The sequence below is a fragment of the Kosakonia sp. S42 genome, assembly GCF_016624785.1.
Taxonomy (GTDB): Bacteria; Pseudomonadota; Gammaproteobacteria; order Enterobacterales; family Enterobacteriaceae; genus Kosakonia; species Kosakonia cowanii.
On record NZ_JACVTW010000006.1, the window covers coordinates 147,224 to 170,580 of the forward strand.

At 57.3% G+C, this 23,357-nt stretch carries 22 protein-coding genes; 11 read left to right on the top strand and 11 right to left on the bottom strand.

All coding sequences use genetic code 11. The features are described from left to right. Positions 1–138: 138 nt before the first annotated feature. The 3 genes from IAE50_RS10395 to IAE50_RS10405 form a co-directional block, all read right to left on the bottom strand. Entirely contained in the window at positions 139–1,323 is a 1,185-nt protein-coding gene (locus tag IAE50_RS10395) for a methyl-accepting chemotaxis protein (RefSeq protein ID WP_200580216.1), read from the bottom strand. Between the two features lie 427 nt (positions 1,324–1,750). Further along, positions 1,751–1,939 (bottom strand): YdiH family protein, encoded by a 189-nt coding sequence (locus IAE50_RS10400; protein WP_023478583.1) that lies wholly within the window; start codon positions 1,937–1,939, stop codon positions 1,751–1,753. Positions 1,940–2,353: 414 nt separating this feature from the next. After that, positions 2,354–3,970, bottom strand: a complete 1,617-nt coding sequence (locus IAE50_RS10405) for an ABC transporter substrate-binding protein (protein WP_200580217.1) — start codon at positions 3,968–3,970, stop codon at positions 2,354–2,356. A gap of 156 nt (positions 3,971–4,126) precedes the next feature. Here IAE50_RS10405 and mpaA point away from each other — a divergent pair, with 156 nt between their 5' ends. Continuing rightward, a complete protein-coding gene (gene mpaA, locus IAE50_RS10410) occupies positions 4,127–4,840 on the top strand; it encodes a murein tripeptide amidase MpaA (RefSeq protein ID WP_200580218.1) in 714 nt (237 codons plus the stop codon). Here the strand turns inward: mpaA and ycjG are convergent. After that, the gene (gene ycjG / locus IAE50_RS10415; RefSeq protein WP_200580219.1) at positions 4,792–5,796 is read right to left on the bottom strand and encodes an L-Ala-D/L-Glu epimerase; all 1,005 of its coding nucleotides are present in this window, start codon (positions 5,794–5,796) and stop codon (positions 4,792–4,794) included. The genes mpaA and ycjG overlap by 49 nt on opposite strands. A 115-nt stretch (positions 5,797–5,911) precedes the next feature. Between ycjG and tpx the strand changes: the two genes are divergently transcribed. Then, positions 5,912–6,418: a thiol peroxidase gene (tpx, locus tag IAE50_RS10420; RefSeq protein ID WP_023478815.1), complete on the top strand. Its 507-nt coding sequence runs from the start codon at positions 5,912–5,914 to the stop codon at positions 6,416–6,418. Between the two features lie 67 nt (positions 6,419–6,485). Here the strand turns inward: tpx and tyrR are convergent, their stop codons facing one another. From tyrR to pspA, 7 genes are all read right to left on the bottom strand, one after another. Further along, positions 6,486–8,027, bottom strand: coding sequence for a transcriptional regulator TyrR (gene tyrR, locus IAE50_RS10425; RefSeq protein WP_200580220.1), 1,542 nt, complete (start codon positions 8,025–8,027; stop codon positions 6,486–6,488). A gap of 145 nt (positions 8,028–8,172) precedes the next feature. Continuing rightward, entirely contained in the window at positions 8,173–9,234 is a 1,062-nt protein-coding gene (locus IAE50_RS10430) for a TIGR01620 family protein (protein WP_200133600.1), read from the bottom strand. Further along, a complete protein-coding gene (locus IAE50_RS10435; RefSeq protein ID WP_200133636.1) occupies positions 9,231–10,628 on the bottom strand; it encodes a YcjX family protein in 1,398 nt (465 codons plus the stop codon). The genes IAE50_RS10430 and IAE50_RS10435 overlap by 4 nt, the downstream gene beginning before the upstream one ends. A 70-nt stretch (positions 10,629–10,698) precedes the next feature. Further along, a complete protein-coding gene (gene pspD / locus IAE50_RS10440; RefSeq protein WP_094419805.1) occupies positions 10,699–10,941 on the bottom strand; it encodes a phage shock protein PspD in 243 nt (80 codons plus the stop codon). A 9-nt stretch (positions 10,942–10,950) separates the two neighbouring features. Further along, the gene (gene pspC / locus IAE50_RS10445) at positions 10,951–11,310 is read right to left on the bottom strand and encodes an envelope stress response membrane protein PspC (RefSeq protein ID WP_094419804.1); all 360 of its coding nucleotides are present in this window, start codon (positions 11,308–11,310) and stop codon (positions 10,951–10,953) included. Then, positions 11,310–11,534, bottom strand: a complete 225-nt coding sequence (gene pspB / locus IAE50_RS10450; protein ID WP_023478697.1) for an envelope stress response membrane protein PspB — start codon at positions 11,532–11,534, stop codon at positions 11,310–11,312. The genes pspC and pspB overlap by 1 nt, the downstream gene beginning before the upstream one ends. Positions 11,535–11,586: 52 nt before the next feature. Continuing rightward, positions 11,587–12,255: a phage shock protein PspA gene (pspA, locus tag IAE50_RS10455; protein WP_042714795.1), complete on the bottom strand. Its 669-nt coding sequence runs from the start codon at positions 12,253–12,255 to the stop codon at positions 11,587–11,589. Between the two features lie 167 nt (positions 12,256–12,422). On the opposite strand from pspA, the gene pspF reads away from it, so the two are divergent. The 9 genes from pspF to IAE50_RS10500 all read left to right on the top strand — a co-directional run bounded on the left by pspF (position 12,423) and on the right by IAE50_RS10500 (position 23,075). Further along, entirely contained in the window at positions 12,423–13,412 is a 990-nt protein-coding gene (pspF, locus tag IAE50_RS10460) for a phage shock protein operon transcriptional activator (RefSeq protein WP_200580245.1), read from the top strand. Positions 13,413–13,510: 98 nt separating this feature from the next. Continuing rightward, entirely contained in the window at positions 13,511–15,142 is a 1,632-nt protein-coding gene (sapA, locus tag IAE50_RS10465; RefSeq protein ID WP_200580221.1) for an ABC transporter substrate-binding protein SapA, read from the top strand. Further along, positions 15,139–16,104 carry a putrescine export ABC transporter permease SapB gene (sapB, locus tag IAE50_RS10470; RefSeq protein ID WP_054803435.1) on the top strand — a complete coding sequence of 322 codons (966 nt, stop codon included), beginning with the start codon at positions 15,139–15,141 and terminating at the stop codon, positions 16,102–16,104. The genes sapA and sapB overlap by 4 nt, the downstream gene beginning before the upstream one ends. Continuing rightward, on the top strand, positions 16,091–16,981 hold the full coding sequence (gene sapC, locus IAE50_RS10475) for a putrescine export ABC transporter permease SapC (protein WP_023478710.1): 891 nt from the start codon (positions 16,091–16,093) through the stop codon (positions 16,979–16,981). The genes sapB and sapC overlap by 14 nt, the downstream gene beginning before the upstream one ends. Next, positions 16,981–17,973: a putrescine export ABC transporter ATP-binding protein SapD gene (gene sapD / locus IAE50_RS10480; RefSeq protein WP_094419800.1), complete on the top strand. Its 993-nt coding sequence runs from the start codon at positions 16,981–16,983 to the stop codon at positions 17,971–17,973. The genes sapC and sapD overlap by 1 nt, the downstream gene beginning before the upstream one ends. A 1-nt stretch (position 17,974) precedes the next feature. Next, the gene (sapF, locus tag IAE50_RS10485) at positions 17,975–18,781 is read left to right on the top strand and encodes a peptide ABC transporter ATP-binding protein SapF (RefSeq protein ID WP_023478701.1); all 807 of its coding nucleotides are present in this window, start codon (positions 17,975–17,977) and stop codon (positions 18,779–18,781) included. 122 nt (positions 18,782–18,903) lie between these two features. Further along, complete coding sequence (gene fabI, locus IAE50_RS10490) at positions 18,904–19,692, top strand: enoyl-ACP reductase FabI (RefSeq protein WP_023478625.1); 789 nt, start codon at positions 18,904–18,906, stop codon at positions 19,690–19,692. Positions 19,693–19,869: 177 nt separating this feature from the next. Beyond that, positions 19,870–21,030, top strand: coding sequence for a carboxymuconolactone decarboxylase family protein (locus tag IAE50_RS10495; RefSeq protein ID WP_200580222.1), 1,161 nt, complete (start codon positions 19,870–19,872; stop codon positions 21,028–21,030). A 110-nt stretch (positions 21,031–21,140) separates the two neighbouring features. Continuing rightward, a complete protein-coding gene (locus tag IAE50_RS10500) occupies positions 21,141–23,075 on the top strand; it encodes an exoribonuclease II (protein ID WP_200580246.1) in 1,935 nt (644 codons plus the stop codon). Positions 23,076–23,357: the final 282 nt, after the last annotated feature.

Below are 23,357 nucleotides of genomic sequence, written 5' to 3' on the forward strand. Positions count from 1 at the left end.
CTCCACATTCAGTCTTCGTTGATGACAGTCTAGCCATGCGTCAACGTTAAGCAATCATGGCGCTGAATTTGCTAACAAATTACGACGGATTGCCATAAAAAAAGCCCGCATTGCGGGCTTTTTATCCACTAAACGCCATTAAAACGAGTGCCAGTAGTTCTCCTGACCGCCACCGACCGCTGCTGAAAGCGGCACCCGCTGTTTCTCTGGCTGCGCATCGCGCTGACGCGCAGGCGCTGGTTTTTCATCAGCCAGGCTAAATTTACTGGTGCGCTGCTGTAACTCTTCAACGCGATGTTTCAGTAGATCCGACGAGCCGGCAAGTTCATCAACCACCGATACGTTGCTTTGCGTAACCTGCTCCAGCTCAGCCAGCGCAAGGGTGATTTGCGCAATGCCCTTCTCCTGCTGCAGCGTGGAGACGGCAATCTCATCCATCAATTTACTGACAATGCTGGCACCGGAGACAATCTCCTGCATGTTCTGCCCGGCTTCGTTCACCACCGTCGCGCCCTGAGTAACGTTATCGGTCGTGACGGCAATCAGCGATTTAATGTTCTTCGCCGCCTCGGCGCTACGGTGCGCAAGGCTGCGCACTTCACCCGCCACCACCGAGAAACCTTTGCCGTGATCGCCGGCGCGCGCCGCTTCCACCGCGGCGTTCAGCGCCAGAATATTGGTCTGGAAAGCGATGCCATCAATAATGGAGATAATTTCGCGCATCTGCTCCGCGCAATCGGTAATGGATTGCATATTCTTCGCTACCTGCCCCATCAACTGGCCGCCGCGTTCAGCGCAGGAAGAGGCATCATTAGCGCGGGTGCTGGCAAGCCGCGTGTTATCGGCATTGTTTTTGGTACTGGAGGCCATCTCCTCCATGCTGGAGGCGGTCTGCACCAGTGCTGCGGATTGCTCTTCCGTTTTCACCGACAGATCGGCACTGCGTGAAGCGAGCTGGGCGGAAAGCCCGAGCGCATTATCGGAGGAGAGGCGTATCTCTTTGACCAGCACGGCAATACTGGCGGATAAGCTATTGATACCGGGAATTAAACGGCCGGCACAGTTATTACCAAACTCCGGAATAACAATCGACAGGTTACCTGCCGTCACCGCCTCAATACTTCTCTTCACCGTATTAATTGGCGTTACCAGATACTGCGTTAAATATATCCATATTAAGGCCAGCGAAATAATCGAGACGATACTTACCGCAGCAATTAATGGGATATTTTTTGAGAGCACAATTACTATCGCATCAACGATAACAAAAGAGACCAGAAGGTAAAAAAATATAAAGGTACGGACACTAAGATTTCTTAACATAATGAGACTCGCCAGAACACCGGAGAACGGTAGCCTCGTTATAACACTCGCAATCCGCTTTGACACGGCTAATTTAGCGCAATGCGAGGTTTGCCTTAAAGTGCCTTAGATTTTACTTAAGTGATATTAAATAACCTAACAGCAGCCAGGCAAGTAGCACAAAAGACCATAAATGGCGCAAAAACAGATCGCGGGCATAACAATATATCATATAAAAAGAGTTTAATTAGCGAGATAATTTTGGCGCGCTACATATTTAATTTAGCCAGAATAAAGCCTGTTTAAATAATTAAAGATTTGATTCTTAATGCCGATAATAATATGTTAAATCCAGCCTTGTATTTATTTAATAGCGAAATCAAACAGGCGCTGCTGCTTGTTTACAAGCCAGCATAACGCCTCTTTCGTTTTTAACGTGGTGCGACAATCAGTGGATGCCAAGCCGCCAGGCAAAGTCGATCTCCTCTTTCAGTTCGCTGTGGGAGAGCGTAAGCAGATCTTCAAACTCAAGTTTCAGCAGGTTCAGTCTCTTCAGGTATTCAGCCGGGGTGAGCGCGCTTTTGTCGCGACGCAGGTATTCGATGGCCAGTTCGGTAGGGTTGAGTGGGTTCGACATAACATCCTCTTGGTTGGTTAAAACATCAGCACTATAGCACAATTAGCTGCCTGTTTTTTGACCAAAGTCGGAAAAATCTGCCGGAAACGCCCGTTATACGCGGCCTGCGGGAAAAATGTAAAAAGGGGTTGCATGTTCAAATGATAAAGATTATCTTTCTCATTACTGAATAGTTGAGTAACCCACTCAACTATTCAGTACGACATTGCTCACATTGCTTCCAGTATTTTTTGCCCGCTCTCTGTAGCGGGCTTTTTTTTGTCCTTTGCTCATCTGCGGCTGCGTCTCCTTTTTTCCTCCATTGTGCCTCCACAATGCTTAACTAAAATTTTCGGCATACCTGCCCAGACAGGAAATATTCAGTAATCAACGACTTTCCCCCTTACCTCCCGTGATGTAAGGGGGATTTTTTTATCAGTGCTTAATGATGTAAAGCGTACGGCTATAGGCCACATCTTCCGGGTTGGTGATCGGGTAGCCCTTCAGCCACGGCTTGATCAACCGCGCGTTGGTGTACTGGTAAATAGGCGCAATCGGCGCTTTACTGGAAATAATCTGCTCTGCTTCGTTGTAATCTGCATTGCGGGCTTCCGCTGAATTTTCCTGTGTTGCCTGATTGAACGCTTTGTCATAAGCCGCGTCGCTAAAACGCGGGATATTGCTGCTGCTGTTGGAGGTCAGCACGGAGAGAAAGGTCGATGGCTCGTTGTAATCCCCGACCCACGAGGCGCGGATAACATCGAAATTGCCGCTGTTACGGCTGTCGATATAGGTTTTCCACTCCTGATTTTGCAGCTTCACCTCCGCGCCGAGATTTTTCTTCCACATCGACGCCACCGCAATGGCAATCTTTTGATGGTTCTCAGAGGAGTTATAAAGCAGCGTCAGCTTCAGTGGCCGCTGCGGACCGTAACCCGCCGCTTGCAACAGGGTTTTCGCCTGCGCGTTCAACTCTGGCTGGCTCATCTGTTCAAACGGCGACGGCTTCGGCGTAAACCCGGCGGTGACATCCGGAGTAAAGCGCCACGCTGGTTTCTCGCCGCTACCCAACACTTTCTCGGCAATCACGCGGCGATCGATGGTTAAGCTCAACGCCAGGCGCACGCGCGCATCTGCCGTTGGCCCCTTCTGAGTATTGAACGCGTAGTAATAGGTGCCCAGCTGCGGCGGTGTATAGACCTGGCCCGGGATCTCTTTTTGCAGCTTCTGGTAGAGGTTTTTCGGGAAGGATTCGGTGATATCAACGCCATTCGCCAGGTAGCGTTTGGTGGCGGCAGACTCCTGATTGATCGGCACAAAGGTCACCTTATTGATCACCGTTTTGCCATCGTCCCAGTACTGTTTATTGCGCGCCAGCTCCAGCTTTTCATTCACCACGCGGTCAGTCAGCACAAAAGCGCCGTTACCGACCAGATTGCCGGGACGCGTCCACTCTGCGCCGCTCTCGACGTTCTTCTTTTGCACCGGATAGAGGGCGAAACTGGCCGCAAGGTTCGGGAACCACGGCAGCGGTTTATCAAGCTGCACGCGCAGCGTTTTCGCATCCACCGCGCTGACGCCCAGTTTGTCGACTGCCATTTTGCCATCGGTGATCGCTTTCGCATTGCTGATGCCTGCTAAGGCTGCGAACCCGGCAAAAGGCGATGTGGTTTGCGGGTTAACCAGCCGCTGCCAGCTGTAGACAAAATCCTGCGCCGTGACCGGCGTGCCGTCGGACCAGCGGGCATCATCACGCAGCGTAAAGGTCCAGATGCGGTTATCGCTGCTCTGCCAGCTTTTCGCCACACCGGGAATGACTTCACCCTTCTCATTCTGATTGACCAGGCCTTCAAACAGATCGCGGATCACCTGAATTTCCGGCAGGCCAACCGCCTTTGCCGGATCGAGCGTTGCCGGCTCATCTTTGAGGTGGCGCACCACGTCTTGTTTTTCCGCAAGCGGGGTTCCCGGCGGCACATCCGCTGCAAACACGCTGACAGATAAGCCGCACAGCGCCAGCGCGCAGCAGAGTTTTGAAAATCGGTATGTCATGAAAGCCCCTTGTGATGTGCCACATCCCGCAAAAAAGATGCGGTAATTATTTGTTTTAGCTCTAAGGAATGCAAATTCATACATCAGGAAAATGATTTGCGTCGCACCGCTTTATATCCAACACTTGGTTTATTCAACGCAGAAACAGGTAAACCTATGCCAGCGACACGTCCGCGCTCTTTACGGGGAAACTTTGCCGACAGCCGTCAGCAGTATGGCGAGTCCCTACTCGGTGCCCCGCTTTTCTGGTTTCCGGCACCGCTGGCAACGGCAAAAAGCGGGCTGATTATTGCCGGTACGCACGGGGACGAAAATGCCGCCATGGTCGCCCTCTCCTGCGCCATGCGCACGCTCAGGAGCGATTTGCGCCATCATCACGTGGTGCTGGCGGTGAACCCCGATGGCTGTCAGCTCGGTTTACGCGCCAACGCCAACGGCGTCGATCTCAACCGTAACTTTCCGGCGGCAAACTGGAAGGCGGGCGACACCGTCTATCGCTGGAACAGCGCGGCGCCCGAGCGGGATGTGGTGTTGCAAACGGGTGCGGCTCCGGGTTCCGAGCCGGAAACCCGCGCGCTCTGCCAGTTAATTCATCGCCTGCATCCGGCGTGGGTGGTGACCTTTCACGATCCGCTGGCCTGCGTGGAAGATCCGCGCGAAAGCCCGCTTGGCGAGTGGCTGGCGCAGGCCTTTTCGCTGCCCTTAGTCAAAAGCGTCGGGTATGAGACGCCCGGCTCCTTCGGCAGCTGGTGTGCGGAGATCAACCTGCCCTGCATTACCATGGAGCTGCCGCCAGTCTCTGCCGATGCCGCCAGCGAAGATTATCTCGCGGCAATGACCTCGCTGCTTTGCTGGGATGCCGAAAGGTGAAGCTCACCGGTGGAGAAGCGCAGCGACGGCTCGACATCCACCGCCAGCCAGGTAGGGCCATCAAGATCGGCGAAGCGCACACCACTAATCAGCGGTAGCGCCGCTGCTATGGCGCGTGAGGTGCAGATCATGCAGCCGAGCATCAATCCGAAGCCGCGCTCAGCGGCTTCATGGGCCAGCGCCAGCGCTTCGGTCAGCCCGCCGGTTTTATCCAGCTTAATGTTGACCATCTCATAGCGCCCTTGCAGCGCATCAAGGCTTTCACGCGTGTGGCAGCTCTCATCTGCGCAGATCGGTAGCGGGTGGATAAAGTTGATCAGCGCCGCGTCTTCGCCAGCAGGCAGTGGCTGCTCAAGCATCGCCACACCTAAATCAGCCAGCAGCTGGCAGCGTGCTGCCAGCCCTTCGCTGTGCCACGACTCGTTAGCATCGACAATCAGCGTTGCCTCTGGCGCGGCGGCGCGGATGGCGACCAGCCGCTCGCTAATAAGATGATCATCCAGTTTAATCTTCAGCAGCCGGGCGCCGGTTTCGCTCAGTGCCGCCGCGCTGGCGGCCATCTGTTCTGGTGTGCCAATCACCACCGTTTGCGCGGTAATGACGGTTTCCGGCAGGGTTACGCCGGTATAGTGCGCCAGTGAACGCCCCGCTTTGCGCGCCGCCAGATCCCACAGGGCGCAATCGACGGCATTGCGCGCCGCGCCGGGCGGCAACAGGGTTTGCAGCGCTTCACGGCTGAGGCGGTTTTGCAGCTGCGGCACAATGGTCATGATTTGTGCCATCACTGAGGCCTCGCTCTCGCCGTAGCGCGCGTAAGGGGTACATTCGCCAACCGCTTTGATCCCGTCCTCTTCCAGTTCGACCACCACCACTTTCGCTTCACTGCGCGCGCCGCGCGAAATCACAAACGGCGAATGCAGCGGCCAGTTTTCCTCATAAACGTTCACATTTCTCATACATGCTCCTTTGACGGAATGTAAACCAGTATAGATACGAAAATTGGTTTGCCGTGGTCTCGGACGATGGCATAAACTAGCGCCGACGTTAACTATATGTAAACAGGAAGCTATTATGTCGCAACTCGTTCATTTTCAGGGCAACCCGGTTCCCGTTGCTGGCGCTATTCCGCAGGTTGGCGCAAAAGCGCAGCCGTTCACGCTTGTCGCTAAAGATCTTTCCGATGTTGCGCTGAGCCAGTTCGCCGGTAAGCGCAAAGTGCTGAACATTTTCCCGAGCATCGATACCGGTGTTTGCGCCGCTTCCGTGCGCAAATTCAATCAGCTGGCGACAGAGGTGAACAACACCGTTGTACTGTGCATCTCTGCCGATCTGCCGTTTGCCCAGTCCCGCTTCTGCGGTGCGGAAGGCCTGAGCAACGTTATCACCCTCTCCACCCTGCGCGGTGCAGATTTCCTCGACAACTATGGCGTCGGTATCGCCGACGGCGCGCTGAAAGGCCTGGCTGCACGTGCGGTCGTGGTGCTTGATGAGAACGATACGGTCATCTTCAGCGAGCTGGTGAATGAGATCACCAACGAGCCGGATTACACCGCTGCACTGGACGTGCTGAAAGGCTAATCGCGTCTGGAATGAAACAGGCCGGATAAGCGCTTACCGCTATCCGGCCTTTTTTATCGCAACAACGTTACTCGTCGCTCTTCTTCTGGCTTAAGCCATACTCCCGCAGCTTGTTAGCAATCGCCGTATGCGAGACGCCTAAGCGCTTCGCCAGCTTGCGCGTACTGGGGTAATTTCGATAGAGCTGGGTTAACACCGAACGCTCAAAGCGGCTGGTGATATCATCCAGCGATCCCTCCATCGCATCATCCCCGACCGGCACGGTGGCCGCATCGTAATCCGGCAGCTGGATATCCTGCGCGCGCAGTTCATACCCCTCCAGCTGGGTTAAGGCGCGATAGATGGCGTTTTTCAACTGGCGCACGTTGCCCGGCCATTTATAGCGGCTAAGCAGTTGCGTCAAATCGTGGGCGAGTTTCGGCCGGGGCAGACCCTGTTCATCGGCAAAGCGCGCAACAAACAGTTCGGTCAGCGGCACGATATCCTGCGGGCGATCGCGCAGCGGCGGCAGATTGAGGGTCAGCACGTTCAGGCGATAGTAGAGATCTTCGCGGAACAGCCCCTTCTGCACCAGCTCGACGAGGTTACGCTGCGTGGCGCAGATGACCCGCACATCCACATGCACTTCGTGATCTTCGCCAACGCGACGGAAAGTACCATCATTAAGGAAACGCAGCAGTTTCACCTGCATACGCGGCGACATTTCGCCAATCTCATCCAGCAGCACCGAACCGCCGTTCGCCTGCTCGAAAAAGCCCTTTTTGCCTTCCGGCGCATGGCCAAACAGCTCGCTTTCGACAGACTCTTCAGGAATCGAGGCGCAGTTCAGCGCCAGATAGGGTTTTGCCGCGCGCGGGCTGGAAAGATGACAGGCATGCGCCAGCAGATCTTTCCCGGTGCCGGTATCGCCGGTAATCAGCAGCGGCGCGGTGAGGGTTGCCAGCTTGCGCGCCTGCTCAATAACGTGACGCATTTTCGGGCTGACAGCGACAATCTGGCTGAACGCGCTGACATCCTGCTGGGTGATATTTTGCAGCTGGCGGCCCATCCGCGCCGTCGAGCGCAGCATCACTACCGCGCCGGTCAGCACCGCCTCGCCGGTTTCCCCTTCCAGGTGCACCGGCGTGATCTCCATCAGGAAGTTTTGCCCGCCAATCACTACATGTTCGTTATGCGAATGCTGCGGATTGCCCTCCAGCCAGCGCTGGAAGTTGAAACCGGTGATTAATTGAGCCGCATTATGGTTGAGCAGCTTATCCGGCTGTTGCCCAAACAGCTGCGCGCTGGCGGCATTCGCCAGCTCGATTTTGCACTTCATGTCGAGCGACAGCACCGGTTCCGGCAGCGCTTCAAGCAGCGCGCTCATCGCGCGGTGTTCGCGCTCGGAGGGCATCCACAGCACGGTGCGGACGTCGGTGACGCCCTGAATACGGCGGATCTCCGCCATCAGGCTGCTGAAGCTGTTAAAGTCGAGCGCGGCGAAATTGAGGTAGATACGCCCGATGGGATCGATCTCAATGCCGCGCAGATCGATACCGCGCAGCACCAGCAGATCAAGTAATTCGCGTGTCAGACCAAGCCGGTCCTCACAAAAAACTTCAAGACGCATGGGAACCTTCACCCTTATTCATTCACGTAATGAAAGGATGATATGCCACTTAACGGTCGGCAGGAAGATGTCTGTCAACAAATATTGACAGCCTGCGGAAAAAAGCGGCGCGGCGGCGTAAAGATAAGCGCGCAGCGCCTGCTTTCTAACCGGCTGTGCCGGAAGATTTGCCTTTCTGTAGCGTCTCTTTGACCTGAGTGATCAGCTGACGGCGGAAATCGCCCAGCCGGGGTTTGTCACCATCGATCCACGGCAGCGGACGGCAAAGCTCCATCGCTTTAATACCGAGGCGCGCGGTAAGCAGACCGGCACCGATCCCCTGCGCTGCGCGCGCTGAGAGACGCGCGGCAAGATCCTGCGACATCCAGTCCATCCCCACTTCGCGCACCAGTTCGCTGGCTCCGGCAAAAGCCATATTCAGCAGCACCAGGCGAAAAAGACGCAGGCGGCTGTAATAACCCAGCTCAATACCATTGAGCGCGGCGATGCGGTTAATTAAGCGCAGATTGCGCCAGGCGATAAACGCCATATCGACCATCGCCAGCGGGCTGACGGCGATCATCAGCGTCGATTCCGCCGCCGAGCGGCTTATTTCACGCCGCGCCTGCGCATCCAGCACCGGCTGCACCAGGTGAGCGTAGAGCGTAACGATTTCGCGGTCGCTCTGGGTTTCATGGATCGCCGCGTACCAGCGCTGCAAGGCGGGATGAGACTTATCCAGCCCCGCCTGCTGCGCCAGTTTTTCGCAAAAGGCGCGCCCTTTGCCGGTGCCGTGGCTCTGCAACAGTTCGCGGGCTTCATCGCGCTCGTGCGCCCGCTGACGTAAACGCCATAGCCGCCGCCACTCGCTGGCAATCGATCCGACACCTGCGCCGACGATCAGCGTCCCCGCCGCGCAGCCGCCAAGGGCTACCCAGTCCTGGGTCTGCCAGGCATTCATCGCCCACTGCACGCCCTGACCAATCACGGTAATGCCTGCCAGCGCCAGCCCGGCGGTGACCATTTTGCGCCATAACGTGCGCTTCGGGCGCAGCGCGGCTTCAACCACCGCTTCCGCCTGCCCCTCTTCGGGCAGCTCCTCAACGGCGACTGGCGCAAACTTCTCGGCGGCGAGAGCGTCAAAGCGCTGCGCCTGTTTAAACTGCTCCTGTGCTGGCGTCTCCAGCGGCCCGGTGAAATCGATACGCGGTTTTAGCGGCTCGGTCATCGCAATTTATCTCCCAGTAAAAACTCCAGCGCGGCATCCAGCCGGATGTGCGGCAGCGGCGAATCGACATCCATCACCTGCGGGCGAAACGCCTCGAAATTGAAGCCCTGCTTCTCCCAGAATGCCTGCCCCGGCAAGCGCGCCGGCACTTCGCCCGGGTAGAAGGTGAGCGGCGAACCGTCGCTTAATCGGTGACCGCGTAACGCCGGAATCGTCTCGCCGTTAACCTCAATCAGGCCGCTCTGCGTCGCCTGAATGGAAGCCAGCCCCATGCAATCCATGCTGATGCCTTCAAAGGCGGCGTTTTGCCACGCGTCCTGAATCAGCTGTTGCAGGAGCGACACCATATTGGCGTGCTGATCGACGGTGATGTGATCCGCCTTGGTGGCGGCAAAGAGCAGCTTATCGATCACCGGCGAAAAGAGACGGCGAAACAGCGTCCGCTGGCCGTAGTGGAAACTCTGCATCAACTGAGTAAGCGCGAGGCGCATATCGTTAAAGGCCTGCGGGCCGTTGTTGAGCGGTTGCAGGCAGTCAACCAGCACGATCTGGCGGTCAAATTTCAGGAAGTGGTTTTTATAAAAGCCTTTTACTACGTGGTCGCAATAGTACTGATAGCGTTCACGCAGCATCCCGGCGTTGGTGTGCCTGTCGGCTTGCGCCAGCTTCGCTTCGCCGGTGCCGTCAACATCCGGCCACGGGAAAAACTGCAATGCCGGTGCACCTGCCATATCGCCCGGCAGCACAAATCGCCCCGGCTGGATAAAGTGCAGCCCTTCGCGCTTGCACTGATGAAGGTACTCAGTCCAGGCGGCGGCGATCTCCGCCAGCCGGTTCTCATCGGCGGGCGCGAGCGGATCGAGCCCGGCGCAGAGCGCGCGCCACTTCTCAGACCACGCCTGACGCTGCCCGGTAAGCAGGCCGGTCATCTGCCGCGACCAGCTCAGGTAATCCTGCGCCAGCATCGGCAGATCGAGCAGCCATTCGCCGGGGTAATCGACAATTTCCAGATAGAGTGTGGAAGTCTCTTTAAAGTGACGTAACAGCGAATCGCGGGAGCGAAAGCGCAGCGCGAGGCGGATTTCACTCACGCCGCGCGTCGGGGTTGGCCATACCGGCGGCGAGCCGTAAAGCTGGGCCAGCCCTTCATCGTAGGTAAAACGGGGAATACCGAAATCACGCTGGGGAACGCGTTTAACGCCGAGTAAGCGCTCTTCGCGCACCGCGCTGAACAGCGGCAGGCGCGCGCCCGTGTGAATGGAGAGAAGTTGATTAACCAGCGCGGTAATAAACGCGGTTTTACCGCTGCGGCTAAGGCCGGTCACCGCGAGACGGAGATGCTTGTCCATCCCGCGGTTGACCAGCGAGTTGAATTCGTTTCGTAATCGTTCCATCGCCATGCGTATGCGCCCTTAAATCCAGAAGAGTCCTGCTCACTATGAGATATGGGCGGCGACGCAGTTGTCAACGCTTGCGCGTAACAGGCTTGTTATCAAAGCGGCGGGAGAGCTTGTTCGCCGCGCGCTTGAGAAGCGGCTCAAGTGCGAATGCCAGCACCATTTTCAAGGGTCGACGGGCAACGGATTTTACCGCCCAGCCCGCCACGCCCGCAGGTCCAACGCGCAGTGCGGTCAGCAACATCAGTTTGCCGACCAGCTTCAGGCCGGGTTTGACATTGCGGTTAATCTGTTGCCAGTGTCGATTCATATTCACCTCTTAAAGCTGACGAAAACGGCTACGCAGCGAGAACGTATCGGATGTGACATAACGCTCCATCTGGCGCAAACGGCTCTCGCCGGCGGCCAGCTGCGCATCTACCGCATCCAGCAACTCGCTGTTGCTGGCGGGCACCTCACCTTCAGTGTAGTTATCCGGCAGCGGATCAAGCGCAAAATAGAGCGCGATATAGGCCACGACGACAAAGAAAAAGAGGCCAAACAGCATCGCCAGCACGGTGACGATACGCACCAGTCTGACCTGAATATCGAGATATTCCGCGATACCGGCGCAGACGCCGCCGAGCTTACCGCGCTGCGGAATACGCCATAATTTTTTATTCAGATTGAGGGTAGCCATCAGCGATCTCTCCAGTTTGGATGTTCTGCATCCAGAATATCTTCCAGCGCCTGAATGCGTTCGCGCATGCGCGTTGCTTCATCCGTCAGCTGCAGCAAACGTTGCTGCTCGTTCTGGTTAAGCGCACCGCGTGAAGCGCGGTTGTTGTAGTGCAGCCATAACCAGACCGGTAAAACAAACAGAATGAATAACGTCAGGGGTATAGCCAGAAAAAGCGTGCTCATGTGTACTCCTTACAGGGATGCCAGCGGCATCTTCTGATGCCGCCGCTCGTTATTATTGGTTGTCCTGTTTCATTCTGGCTTTCAGTTGCGCCAGTTGCTCGCTGATTTCATCATCTGCCTGCAGATCGGCAAACTGCTGATCCAGCGGTTTTTGCTTACCAAAACCGTGGCTTTCCGCTTCGGCTTCCATCTGGTCGATACGACGCTCGAAGGACTCAAAGCGTGCCATCGCTTCATCCATTTTGCCGCTGTCGAGCTGACGGCGAACATCGCGCGATGAGCTTGCCGCCTGGTGACGCAGGGTCAGCGCCTGCTGGCGGGCACGGGTTTCGCTCAGTTTGTTCTCCAGCTCGCCAACCTCTTTCTTCATACGCGCCAGGCTTTCGTCAACCAGCGTCACTTCCTGCTCCAGCGTCTCGATAAGCGTGGTCACTTTCTGTTTTTCGATCAGCGCCGCACGCGCCAGATCCTCTTTCTCTTTACGCAGCGCCAGTTCGGCTTTTTCCTGCCATTCAGCCTGCTGCGCGCTCGCCTGCTCAATACGGCGCGTTAACTGTTTCTTTTCAGCCAGCGCACGTGCAGAGGTGGAGCGCACTTCAACCAGCGTATCTTCCATCTCCTGAATCATCAGGCGGACCAGTTTTTGCGGATCTTCCGCTTTCTCCAGCAGCGAGTTGATGTTGGCGTTCACGATGTCGGCAAAACGAGAAAAAATACCCATAATCTAATCCTCTTGATTTCTGTTATCGGGCTGAGCCCTGCTGCCTGATTAATACAATCTCCGTGCCAACTTTTCATCTGATTGATTATAAAGGGAATGAATGATTTTACCTTAACCATAACTTAGACTAGAGTGGTTAAAGAGACCAACTTGTGGCGAATTTCATCATGGCAGAACAGAAAGATAACCTTCTTGGCGAAGCCAACAGCTTTATTGAGGTGCTGGAACAAGTTTCCCGCCTTGCACCGATCGATAAACCAGTGCTGATTATCGGCGAGCGCGGCACCGGTAAAGAGCTGATTGCCAACCGCCTGCACTACCTCTCCTCGCGCTGGCAGGGGCCTTTTATCTCCTTAAACTGCGCGGCGCTGAATGAAAACCTGCTCGACAGCGAACTGTTTGGTCATGAGGCGGGCGCCTTTACCGGTGCGCAGAAGCGCCACCCTGGCCGCTTTGAGCGCGCCGACGGCGGTACGCTGTTCCTGGATGAGCTGGCGACTGCGCCGATGCTGGTGCAGGAGAAACTGCTGCGAGTGATTGAGTATGGCGAGCTGGAGCGTGTCGGCGGCAGCCAGCCGTTACAGGTTAATGTGCGGCTGGTGTGCGCCACCAACGCCGATCTGCCGCAGATGGTGCAGGAAGGAACGTTTCGCGCCGACCTGCTCGACCGGCTGGCGTTTGATGTGGTGCTGTTACCGCCGCTGCGCCAACGCCAAAGTGACATCATGCTAATGGCTGACCATTTCGCCATCCAGATGTGCCGCGAACTGCATCTGCCGCTTTTCCCGGGTTTTACCGAGCATGCCCGCGACGTGCTTATGAACTATGGCTGGCCGGGAAACATCCGCGAGCTGAAAAACGTGGTGGAGCGATCCGTCTACCGTCACGGCAGCAGCGACACGCCACTGGACACCATTATCCTCGACCCTTTCCGCCGCGACGTGAGTGAGAAAGCGCCAGCGCCGGGGCAAGGAAACAGCGCAACTTCGCTGCCGGGGCTGCCGCTGGATCTGCGTCAGTTTCAGCTCGATCAGGAGAAAAGCCTGCTCGAGCAGAGCCTGCAACAAGCAGAATTTAATCAGAAACGGGCGGCAGAGCGGCTTGGTTTAACCTATCACCAGCTACGCGCCCTGCTGAAAAAGCATCAAATACGCTGAAATCGTCGACAATAACAGCAGTTGTCCGCAGACATTTGTACGTAGCCCAGGTAAGTGCGATACACTTTGCCCATTACTTTAAAACCGTTGAAAAAATCATGCGTCTGGTTTTCTCTTCCCTGCTTTTCACCACACTGCTGGCGACCGGTACGGCTCAGGCTGCGCCTGCGGCCACGTCAGATATCCGCGAAAGCGGCTTTGTCTATTGCGTGAATGGCCAGGTTAATACCTTTAACCCGCAGAAAGCGAGCAGCGGGCTGATTGTCGACACCCTCGCTGCGCAGCTTTATAGCCGCCTGCTGGATGTTGACCCTTATACTTATCGTCTGGTGCCGGAGCTGGCGGAGAGCTGGGAGGTGCTGGATAACGGCGCGACCTACCGTTTTCGCCTGCGCAGCGGCGTCAATTTCCAGCATACCGCGTGGTTCACCCCCACCCGCACGCTGAATGCTGACGATGTAGTCTTTACCTTCCAGCGCATTTTCGATCGCCACCATCCGTGGCATAACGTCAATGGCGACAGTTTCCCCTATTTCGACAGCCTGCAATTCGCCGACTCGGTGGAGAGCGTGCGCAAGCTGGATAACCGCACCGTCGAGTTTCGCCTGAAAAAGCCGGATGCCTCCTTCTTATGGCACCTCGCCACCCACTATGCTTCGGTGATGTCGGCAGAGTACGCCGCGCAGTTGCAAAAAACCGACCATCAGGAGCTGATTGACCGCCAGCCGGTCGGCACCGGGCCATTCCAGCTGGATGAGTATCGCGCCGGGCAGTACGTTCGGTTACAACGTCACGAAAAGTTCTGGCTTGGCAAACCGTTGATGCAACAAGTGGTTGTTGATCTCGGCTCTGGCGGCACCGGACGTTTATCGAAACTGCTCACCGGCGAGTGCGATGTGCTGGCGTGGCCTGCTGCCAGCCAGCTGACCATTTTGCGTGACGACCCGCGGCTGCGTTTAACCCTGCGCCCGGGGATGAACATCGCTTACCTGGCGTTTAACACCAACAAACCGCCGCTTAATAACCCGGCGGTGCGCCACGCGTTAGCCCTGTCGATCAATAACCAGCGCCTGATGCAGTCGATTTACTACGGCACGGCAGAGACCGCAGCGTCGATCCTGCCCCGCGCGTCGTGGGCGTACGATAACGATGCCAAAATTACCGAATATGACCCGAAACAGGCGCGCGAGCGCCTGAAAGCGCTGGGGCTGGAGAACCTCACCCTGCAACTGTGGGTGCCAACCAGCTCGCAGCCCTGGAACCCCAGCCCGCTGAAAACCGCCGAACTGATTCAGGCAGATATGGCGCAGGTGGGTGTAAAAGTGGTGATTGTGCCGGTTGAGGGGCGCTTCCAGGAGGCGCGCCTGATGGATATGAACCATGACTTGACGCTCACCGGCTGGGCGACGGACAGTAACGATCCGGACAGCTTCTTCCGCCCGCTGTTAAGCTGCGCGGCGATTGATTCGCAAACCAACTTTGCCCACTGGTGCCAGCGCGAGTTTGATGAGGTGCTGCAAAAAGCGCTCGCCTCGCAGCAACTGGCGTCGCGCATCGATGAGTATGATGAAGCCCAGCAGATCCTCGCCCGCGAACTGCCGGTGCTGCCGCTCGCCTCCTCCCTGCGCTTGCAGGCATACCGGTACGATATTAAAGGCCTGGTGCTGAGCCCGTTTGGCAGCGCCTCTTTCGCTGGCGTGTCGCGGGATAAAAAAGAGGTGTCGCCGTGATTATTTTTACTTTGCGTCGTTTGCTGCTGCTGCTGGTCACCCTCTTTTTACTGACCTTTGTTGGCTTCAGCCTGAGCTACTTTACCCCCCATGCCCCCTTGCAGGGCGCGACGCTGTGGAATGCGTGGATCTTCTGGTTTAACGGCCTGCTGCACTGGGATTTTGGCGTCTCAAGCATTAACGGACAGCTGATCTCCGAGCAGTTGCAGGAAGTTTTCCCGGCGACCATGGAGCTCTGTATCCTCGCCTTTGGCTCGGCGTTACTGGTCGGTATTCCGGTGGGGATGTTGGCAGGCGTGATGCGCGGCCGCTGGCAGGATAAAGCCATCAGCGCCGTGGCGCTGCTCGGCTTCTCCATTCCGGTCTTCTGGCTGGCGCTGCTGCTCACCCTCTTCTTCTCTCTCAATCTCGGCTGGCTGCCGGTCTCCGGGCGTTTTGATCTGCTGTATGAAGTGAAAACCGTGACCGGTTTTTCGCTGATTGATGCCTGGATTTCTGACTCGCCGTGGCGCGATGAGATGCTGATGAGCGCCCTGCGCCACGTCATCCTGCCGGTGGTGACGCTGGCGGTGGCACCGACCACCGAAGTGATCCGCCTGATGCGTATCAGCACCATTGAGGTCTTTGAGAAAAACTACATTAAAGCGGCGGCGACGCGCGGTTTGTCCCGCTTTACCATTCTGCGCCGCCATGTGCTGCACAATGCCCTGCCGCCGGTGATCCCGCGTCTGGGGCTGCAATTCTCCACCATGCTGACGCTGGCGATGATCACTGAAGTGGTCTTTAGCTGGCCGGGGCTGGGCCGCTGGCTGATCAACGCTATCCGCCAGCAGGATTATGCTGCGATCTCCGCCGGCGTGATGGTTATCGGTTCATTAGTGATTATCGTCAATGTGCTCTCCGATATTCTCGGCGCGCTGGCGAACCCGTTAAAACATAAGGAATGGTATGCCTTACGATAGCGTCTACAGCGAAAAACGTGCGCCCGGCGCGCTGCGTACCGCGTGGCGCCACTTTTATGGCGATCCCACCGCGATGATCGGCCTCTATGGCTGCGGCGCGCTGGCGCTGCTCTGCCTGTTCGGTCACTGGTTCGCCCCTTACGGCATCGACCAGCAATTTCTCGGCTACCAGCTGCTGCCGCCGTCGTGGTCGCGCTATGGCGATGTGTCGTTTTTCCTCGGCACCGACGATCTCGGCCGCGATGTGTTAAGCCGCCTGCTGAGCGGCGCGGCGCCTACCGTTGGTGGCGCCTTTCTGGTTACGCTCGCCGCTACGGTGTGCGGGCTGCTGCTCGGCGTTTTCGCCGGGGCAACGCACGGCCTGCGCTCGGCGGTGCTGAACCATATTCTTGATACCCTGCTTTCGCTGCCAACGCTGCTGCTGGCGATTATTGTCGTCGCCTTTGTCGGCCCGCATCTCTCCCATGCGATGTTTGCCGTCTGGCTGGCGCTGCTGCCGCGCATGGTGCGCTCGGTCTACAGCCTGGTGCATGACGAGCTGGAGAAAGAGTATGTTGTCGCCGCCCGTCTTGATGGCGCGTCGACGATGAATATTTTGTGGTACGCGATTCTGCCGAATATCACTGCCGGTATGGTGACGGAGATTACCCGTGCGCTGTCGATGGCGATCCTTGATATTGCCGCGCTGGGCTTTCTCGATCTCGGCGCGCAGCTCCCCTCGCCAGAATGGGGCGCGATGCTGGGCGATGCGCTGGAGCTGATTTATGTTGCACCGTGGACGGTGATGCTGCCGGGCGCGGCGATTATGGTGAGCGTGCTGCTGGTTAACGTGCTGGGTGACGGCATCCGTCGCGCCATCACTGCGGGGGTGGAGTAATGCCGCTTCTTGATATCCGTAACCTGACCATTGAAGTCAAAACCGGTTCTGAATGGGTAAAAGCGGTCGACCGCGTCAGCCTGACCCTCGCTGAGGGCGAGATTCGCGGGCTGGTGGGTGAATCAGGATCTGGTAAGAGCCTGATTGCGAAAGCCATCTGTGGCGTTACCAAAGATAACTGGCGCGTCACGGCAGACCGTATGCGCTTTGATGATATCGACCTGATGCGCCTCTCGGCGCGCGAGCGGCGCAAGCTGCTAGGCCACAACGTGTCGATGATTTTTCAGGAGCCGCAATCCTGTCTCGATCCCTCCGAGCGGGTCGGCAAGCAGCTGATGCAAAACATCCCGCGCTGGACCTTTAAAGGCAAGTGGTGGCAGCGCATGGGCTGGCGCAAACGCCGGGCGATTGAGCTGCTGCACCGCGTCGGCATTAAAGATCATAAAGATGCGATGCGCAGTTTCCCTTACGAGCTCACGGAAGGCGAATGCCAGAAAGTGATGATCGCCATTGCCTTGGCCAACCAGCCGCGTCTGCTGATTGCTGATGAGCCGACCAACGCCATGGAGCCGACCACCCAGGCGCAGATTTTCCGCCTGCTCGACCGGCTGAATCAGAACAACAACACGACCATCATTTTGATCAGCCATGATTTGCAGATGCTGAGCAAATGGGCCGATCGTATCAATGTGATGTACTGCGGGCAGACGGTTGAGACTGCGCCGAGCGAAGATCTGATCGCCACGCCGCATCACCCCTATACCCAGGCGCTGATCCGCGCGATTCCCGATTTTGGCAGCGCGATGCCGCATAAAAGCCGCCTGAATACGCTGCCAGGCGCGATTCCGCTGCTTGAGCAGCTGCCGATTGGCTGCCGCCTCGGGCCGCGCTGCCCCTATGCTCAGCGCAAATGTATTGAAACGCCGCGGCTTGCAGGACCGCGTAATCACCTGTTTGCCTGCCATTTCCCGCTGAATATGGAGAGTGAGTGAGATGGTTGAAACCTTGCTTGAAGTGCGCAACCTGAGCAAAACCTTCCGCTACCGCACCGGCTGGTTCCGCCGCCAGACCGTGGAAGCGGTCAAGCCGCTCAGCTTTACCCTGCGTGAACGGCAGACGCTGGCGATTATTGGCGAGAACGGCTCCGGAAAATCGACGCTGGCGAAAATGCTGGCGGGAATGATTGCCCCTACCGCCGGTGAACTGGTGATTGACGATAAGCCGCTGCATTACGGCGATTACACCTTCCGCAGCCAGCATATCCGCATGATTTTTCAGGATCCGACCACCTCGCTTAACCCGCGCCAGCGCTTGTCGCAGATCCTCGATTTCCCTCTGCGCCTCAACACTGACCTCGAGCCGGAAGCGCGACGTAAACGTATTCTGGAAACCCTGCGCATGGTCGGCCTGCTGCCGGATCATGTCAGCTACTATCCGCACATGCTGGCACCGGGGCAGAAACAGCGCCTTGGGCTGGCGCGTGCACTGATCCTGCGCCCGAAAGTGATTATTGCCGATGAAGCGCTGGCCTCGCTCGATATGTCGATGCGTTCGCAGTTAATCAACCTGATGCTGGAATTACAGGAGAAACAGGGTATCTCTTATATCTATGTCACCCAGCATATCGGCATGATGAAACATATCAGCGATCAGGTGCTGGTGATGCATCAGGGGGAAGTGGTGGAGCGCGGCAGCACCGCCGATGTGCTCGCCTCGCCGCTGCACGATCTCACGAAACGCTTAATTGCCGGCCACTTTGGCGAAGCATTAACCGCCGACGCCTGGCGAAAAGACCGCTGAGACAAACCTTTCAGTGGTCGGATTAACGGAGACGGCGACTCATGATAGAATCGCCGCGTTTTAACGACGCTCGCCCCAACAGAGCCGCGAGCGCCACAACAATGAATATAAGGATTAAAGCTATGGGTTTTCTTTCCGGTAAGCGCATTCTGGTGACTGGCGTAGCCAGCAAACTCTCCATCGCATACGGCATCGCGCAGGCTATGCATCGCGAAGGTGCAGAGCTGGCGTTCACCTACCAGAACGACAAGCTGAAAGGCCGTGTTGAAGAGTTTGCCGCCCAGCTGGGTTCCAGCATCGTGCTGGAGTGTGATGTGGCGCAAGATGAGAGCATCGACGCCCTGTTTACTGACCTGGCGAAAGTCTGGCCAAAATTTGACGGCTTCGTGCACTCCATCGGTTTCGCACCGGGCGATCAGCTGGACGGCGACTATGTTAACGCCGTAACCCGTGAAGGCTTCAAAATCGCTCACGACATCAGCTCCTACAGCTTTGTGGCAATGGCTAAAGCCTGCCGCGAAATGCTGAACCCGGGCTCCGCGCTGCTGACTCTCTCCTACCTGGGCGCAGAGCGCGCTATCCCGAACTACAACGTGATGGGTCTGGCGAAAGCCTCTCTGGAAGCGAACGTGCGCTATATGGCGAACGCGATGGGTCCGGAAGGCGTGCGCGTCAACGGCATCTCCGCCGGTCCGATCCGCACCCTGGCGGCTTCCGGTATTAAAGACTTCCGTAAAATGCTGGCACACTGCGAAGCGGTCACCCCGATCCGTCGCACCGTGACCATCGAAGACGTCGGCAACTCTGCGGCGTTCCTCTGCTCTGACCTCTCTGCCGGTATCTCCGGTGAAGTGGTTCACGTCGACGGCGGTTTCAACATCGCTGCGATGAACGAGCTGGAAATCAAATAATTCCCCAATGCCCCTTCTGCCGAAGGGGCGTTTTTTTATGCCTTTCTGATATTTGTTATCACCTAACAATCTTTTATCCCGCCTCCCCCTTACGCCAGGATTAAGCAGCACCACCGATCCGGCAAGCTAAGACCTGACGTCGTCCCCGGATCGCCACTTTGAGACCAAGGAACGACCATGGAACAACGCCGGATTGCAGGCAAAAGCCACTGGTATCATGAGACCCAGTCAAGCGCCAGCCGGGTACACGCGCTACCGTTGGTTCCCGAAGCCGCTACCGTTAATGACCCCTTTCTGCTCGACCTCACTGTGCCGGATGATCTGTATGGCGATGTCGAGGCCATTGCCGCGCCCGCACGCAAACTCTATGCCCTGCTCTTTCCGCAGCGTGTACAGACGACGCGGCTGCGCACCTTCAGCGCCTACGATCGGCTCAGCACGGCGCTCACCGTGGCGCAGGTGTTTGGCGTCCAACGTTTGTGTAACCACTACGCCGCACGGCTCGCTCCTCTGGCGGCACCCGACTCATCGCGCGAGAGCAACTGCCGGCTGGCGCAAATTACGCAATATGCGCGTCAGCTTGCCGCTTCGCCGTCGGTGATTGATACCCGGGCCCGCCAGCAGCTCGAAGAGGTGGGCCTGACGCTGTTCGATATTGTGCTTTTCAATCAGATTGTCGGGTTTATCGCCTTCCAGGCGCGGGTGCTCGCCATTTTGCAGGCGCTGCTGGGACAACCGGTGCGCTATATTCCCGGCATGGAGACGCAGCCGCCCGCCGACGCCAGCCTGTTTGCCGATGAAAACGCGGGCTGGCAACCGGCGATTGAGGGGGTTGACCCACGAGTTTCAAACGCCGCGCAGATGGGCTCCCTTGCCCACTGGCAACCCCTCCCCGAGCTGCGCCAGCTTGCGCCGCTACTGGCGCACGAGCATCTGCTGCTTAACGAGCTGGGCGAGATTTGCCAGCAGGTGAACGCCATTACGCCGAATAAAACGCTGGGCTGGCTGGTCGGAGCCTCAACCGCGCGCATCAACGGCAGCACCGGCTGTTTTGCTGAACGGCTGCAGCGCGGCGTTCACGCTGCCGGATTGCGGGAAGCGCTGCGCCAGGGCGAACCTACCCTCAGCGCCTTTCTGGCGGATAACGATAAAGAGCGCGCGCTGGTGCAAGCGGTGCAGGTGCTGACCTGCGCGCCGGACAGATTCAGCCCCGCTCAGCTTGCAGCACTCTCAGATGCGGGTTTTAGCCCTCAGGCCGCATTCAGCCTGCTGCTGTGCTGTGCCCTGTGCGGCTGGATCAACCGGCTGAAGATCGCTCTCGGCGAGCCTGCGGCGTAAGGCTATAAACCGGGCGGCGCGCAGGAGATTTTGCTGAAACAGCGCTTGCTGCAACAGGCGGAATCGCGTAAAACTGTCAGCCGCTCTTTTAGCCACGAAAATAGATGATTATGCTCCAGGATAACCCGCTGCTCGCGCAGCTTAAACAGCAGCTCCACTCTCAGACACCGCGTGCAGAAGGTGTTGTTAAAGGCACCGAGAAAGGCTTCGGATTTCTGGAAGTCGATGCTCAAAAAAGCTATTTCATCCCGCCGCCGCAGATGAAAAAAGTGATGCACGGCGATCGGATTGTTGCCGTTATTCACACGGAAAAAGAGCGCGAAAGCGCGGAGCCGGAAACGCTGGTCGAGCCTTTTCTGACCCGTTTCGTGGGCAAAGTGCACAAAAAAGATGACCGCCTGTCGATTGTGCCGGATCATCCTTTACTCAAAGACTCCATCCCCTGTCGCGCCGCGCGCGGCGTGGAGCATGATTTTAAAGAGGGTGACTGGGCGGTCGCCGAGATGCGCCGTCACCCGTTGAAGGGCGACCGCGGCTTCTACGCGGAACTCACGCAATTTATCACCTTCTCCGATGACCACTTCGTGCCGTGGTGGGTAACGCTTGCCCGTCATAACCTCGAAAAAGAGGCGCCAAACGGCGTGGCAACAGAGATGCTCGATGATGGCCTGCAGCGTGTCGATCTGACCGCGCTTGATTTCGTCACCATCGACAGCGCCAGCACCGAAGATATGGATGATGCGCTTTACGCCGAAGAGCTGGCGGATGGCAAGCTGCAGCTGACCGTGGCGATTGCCGATCCTACCGCGTGGATTGCCGAAGGTAGCAAGCTTGACGATGCGGCGAAAATTCGCGCCTTCACCAACTACCTGCCGGGCTTCAACATTCCGATGCTGCCGCGCGAACTCTCTGACGATCTCTGCTCCCTGCGCGCGAACGAAGTGCGTCCGGCGCTGGTCTGCCGCATGACGCTGGACAGCGACGGCACGATCGAAGAGAACATTGAATTTTTCGCCGCCACCATCGAATCAAAAGCCAAACTGGCCTATGACGATGTCTCTGACTGGCTGGAAAACCGCGGCGAGTGGCAGCCGGTTAATGACGCCATCGCCTCGCAGATCCGCCTGCTGAAACGCGCCTGCGATTTGCGCGGCCAGTGGCGTCAGACCCATGCGCTGGTGTTTAAAGACCGCCCGGATTACCGCTTTGTGCTGGGCGAAAAAGGCGAAGTGCTGGATATCGTTGCCGAGCCGCGCCGCATTGCCAACCGCATCGTTGAAGAGTCGATGATTGCCGCCAACATCTGCGCCGCGCGCGTGCTGCGCGACAAGCTGGGCTTTGGTATCTACAACGTCCATTTAGGTTTCGACCCGGCGAACAGCGAGCAGCTGGTGGCGATGCTGAAAACCCACGGTGTTGAAGTGAAGGCTGAAGAAGTGCTGACGCTGGAAGGCTTCTGCAAACTGCGCCGTGAACTCGACGCGCAGCCTTCCGGCTTCCTCGACAGCCGCATTCGCCGCTTCCAGTCTTTCGCCGAAATCAGCATCAATCCAGGCCCGCACTTTGGCCTGGGGCTCGACGCTTACGCGACCTGGACCTCACCGATCCGTAAGTATGGCGATATGGTCAACCACCGCCTGCTGAAAGCGATCATCAAAGGTGAAACGCCGGTGCGTCCGCAGGATGAGACTACCGTGCAGATGGCGGAGCGTCGTCGCCTGAACCGTATGGCCGAGCGCGATGTCGGCGACTGGCTTTATGCCCGTTTCCTGCAAAACAAAGCCGGCACCGACACCCGCTTCGCGGCAGAGATTATCGATGTCAGCCGCGGCGGCATGCGCGTTCGCCTGGTGGATAACGGTGCGGTCGCCTTTATCCCGGCTCCGTTCATTCATGCCGTGCGTGATGAGCTGGTGTGCAGCCAGGAGAGCGGTACCGTGCAGATCAAAGGCGAAGTGGTGTTCAAAGTGACGGATGTCATTGATGTCACCATCGCCGAAGTGCGGATGGAAACCCGCAGCGTGATCGCCCGTCCGGTGATGTAACGCTTCTACGCTCCTTCCCGTCCGGGAGGGAGCGCTTTTCAAGCAATATATCGCGCATTTTTAAGCACTTTCCCTCCCACAAATAGCGAAAACCGACCACACTTCTCATCATGCAGCGGTTTGTTTACCGTCCACATTTGCGTGCGGCAGCCGTCTCTGCTTTTCCACACCAGGTAACGCTTTACTCAACACTCCTATAAAAACAATACGTTAACGGAGAACCGCCCTGTCATTAATGGCGGTTGTCGGTCATCAACAGGTGCCCGTCCTGTGGCGGGTAGG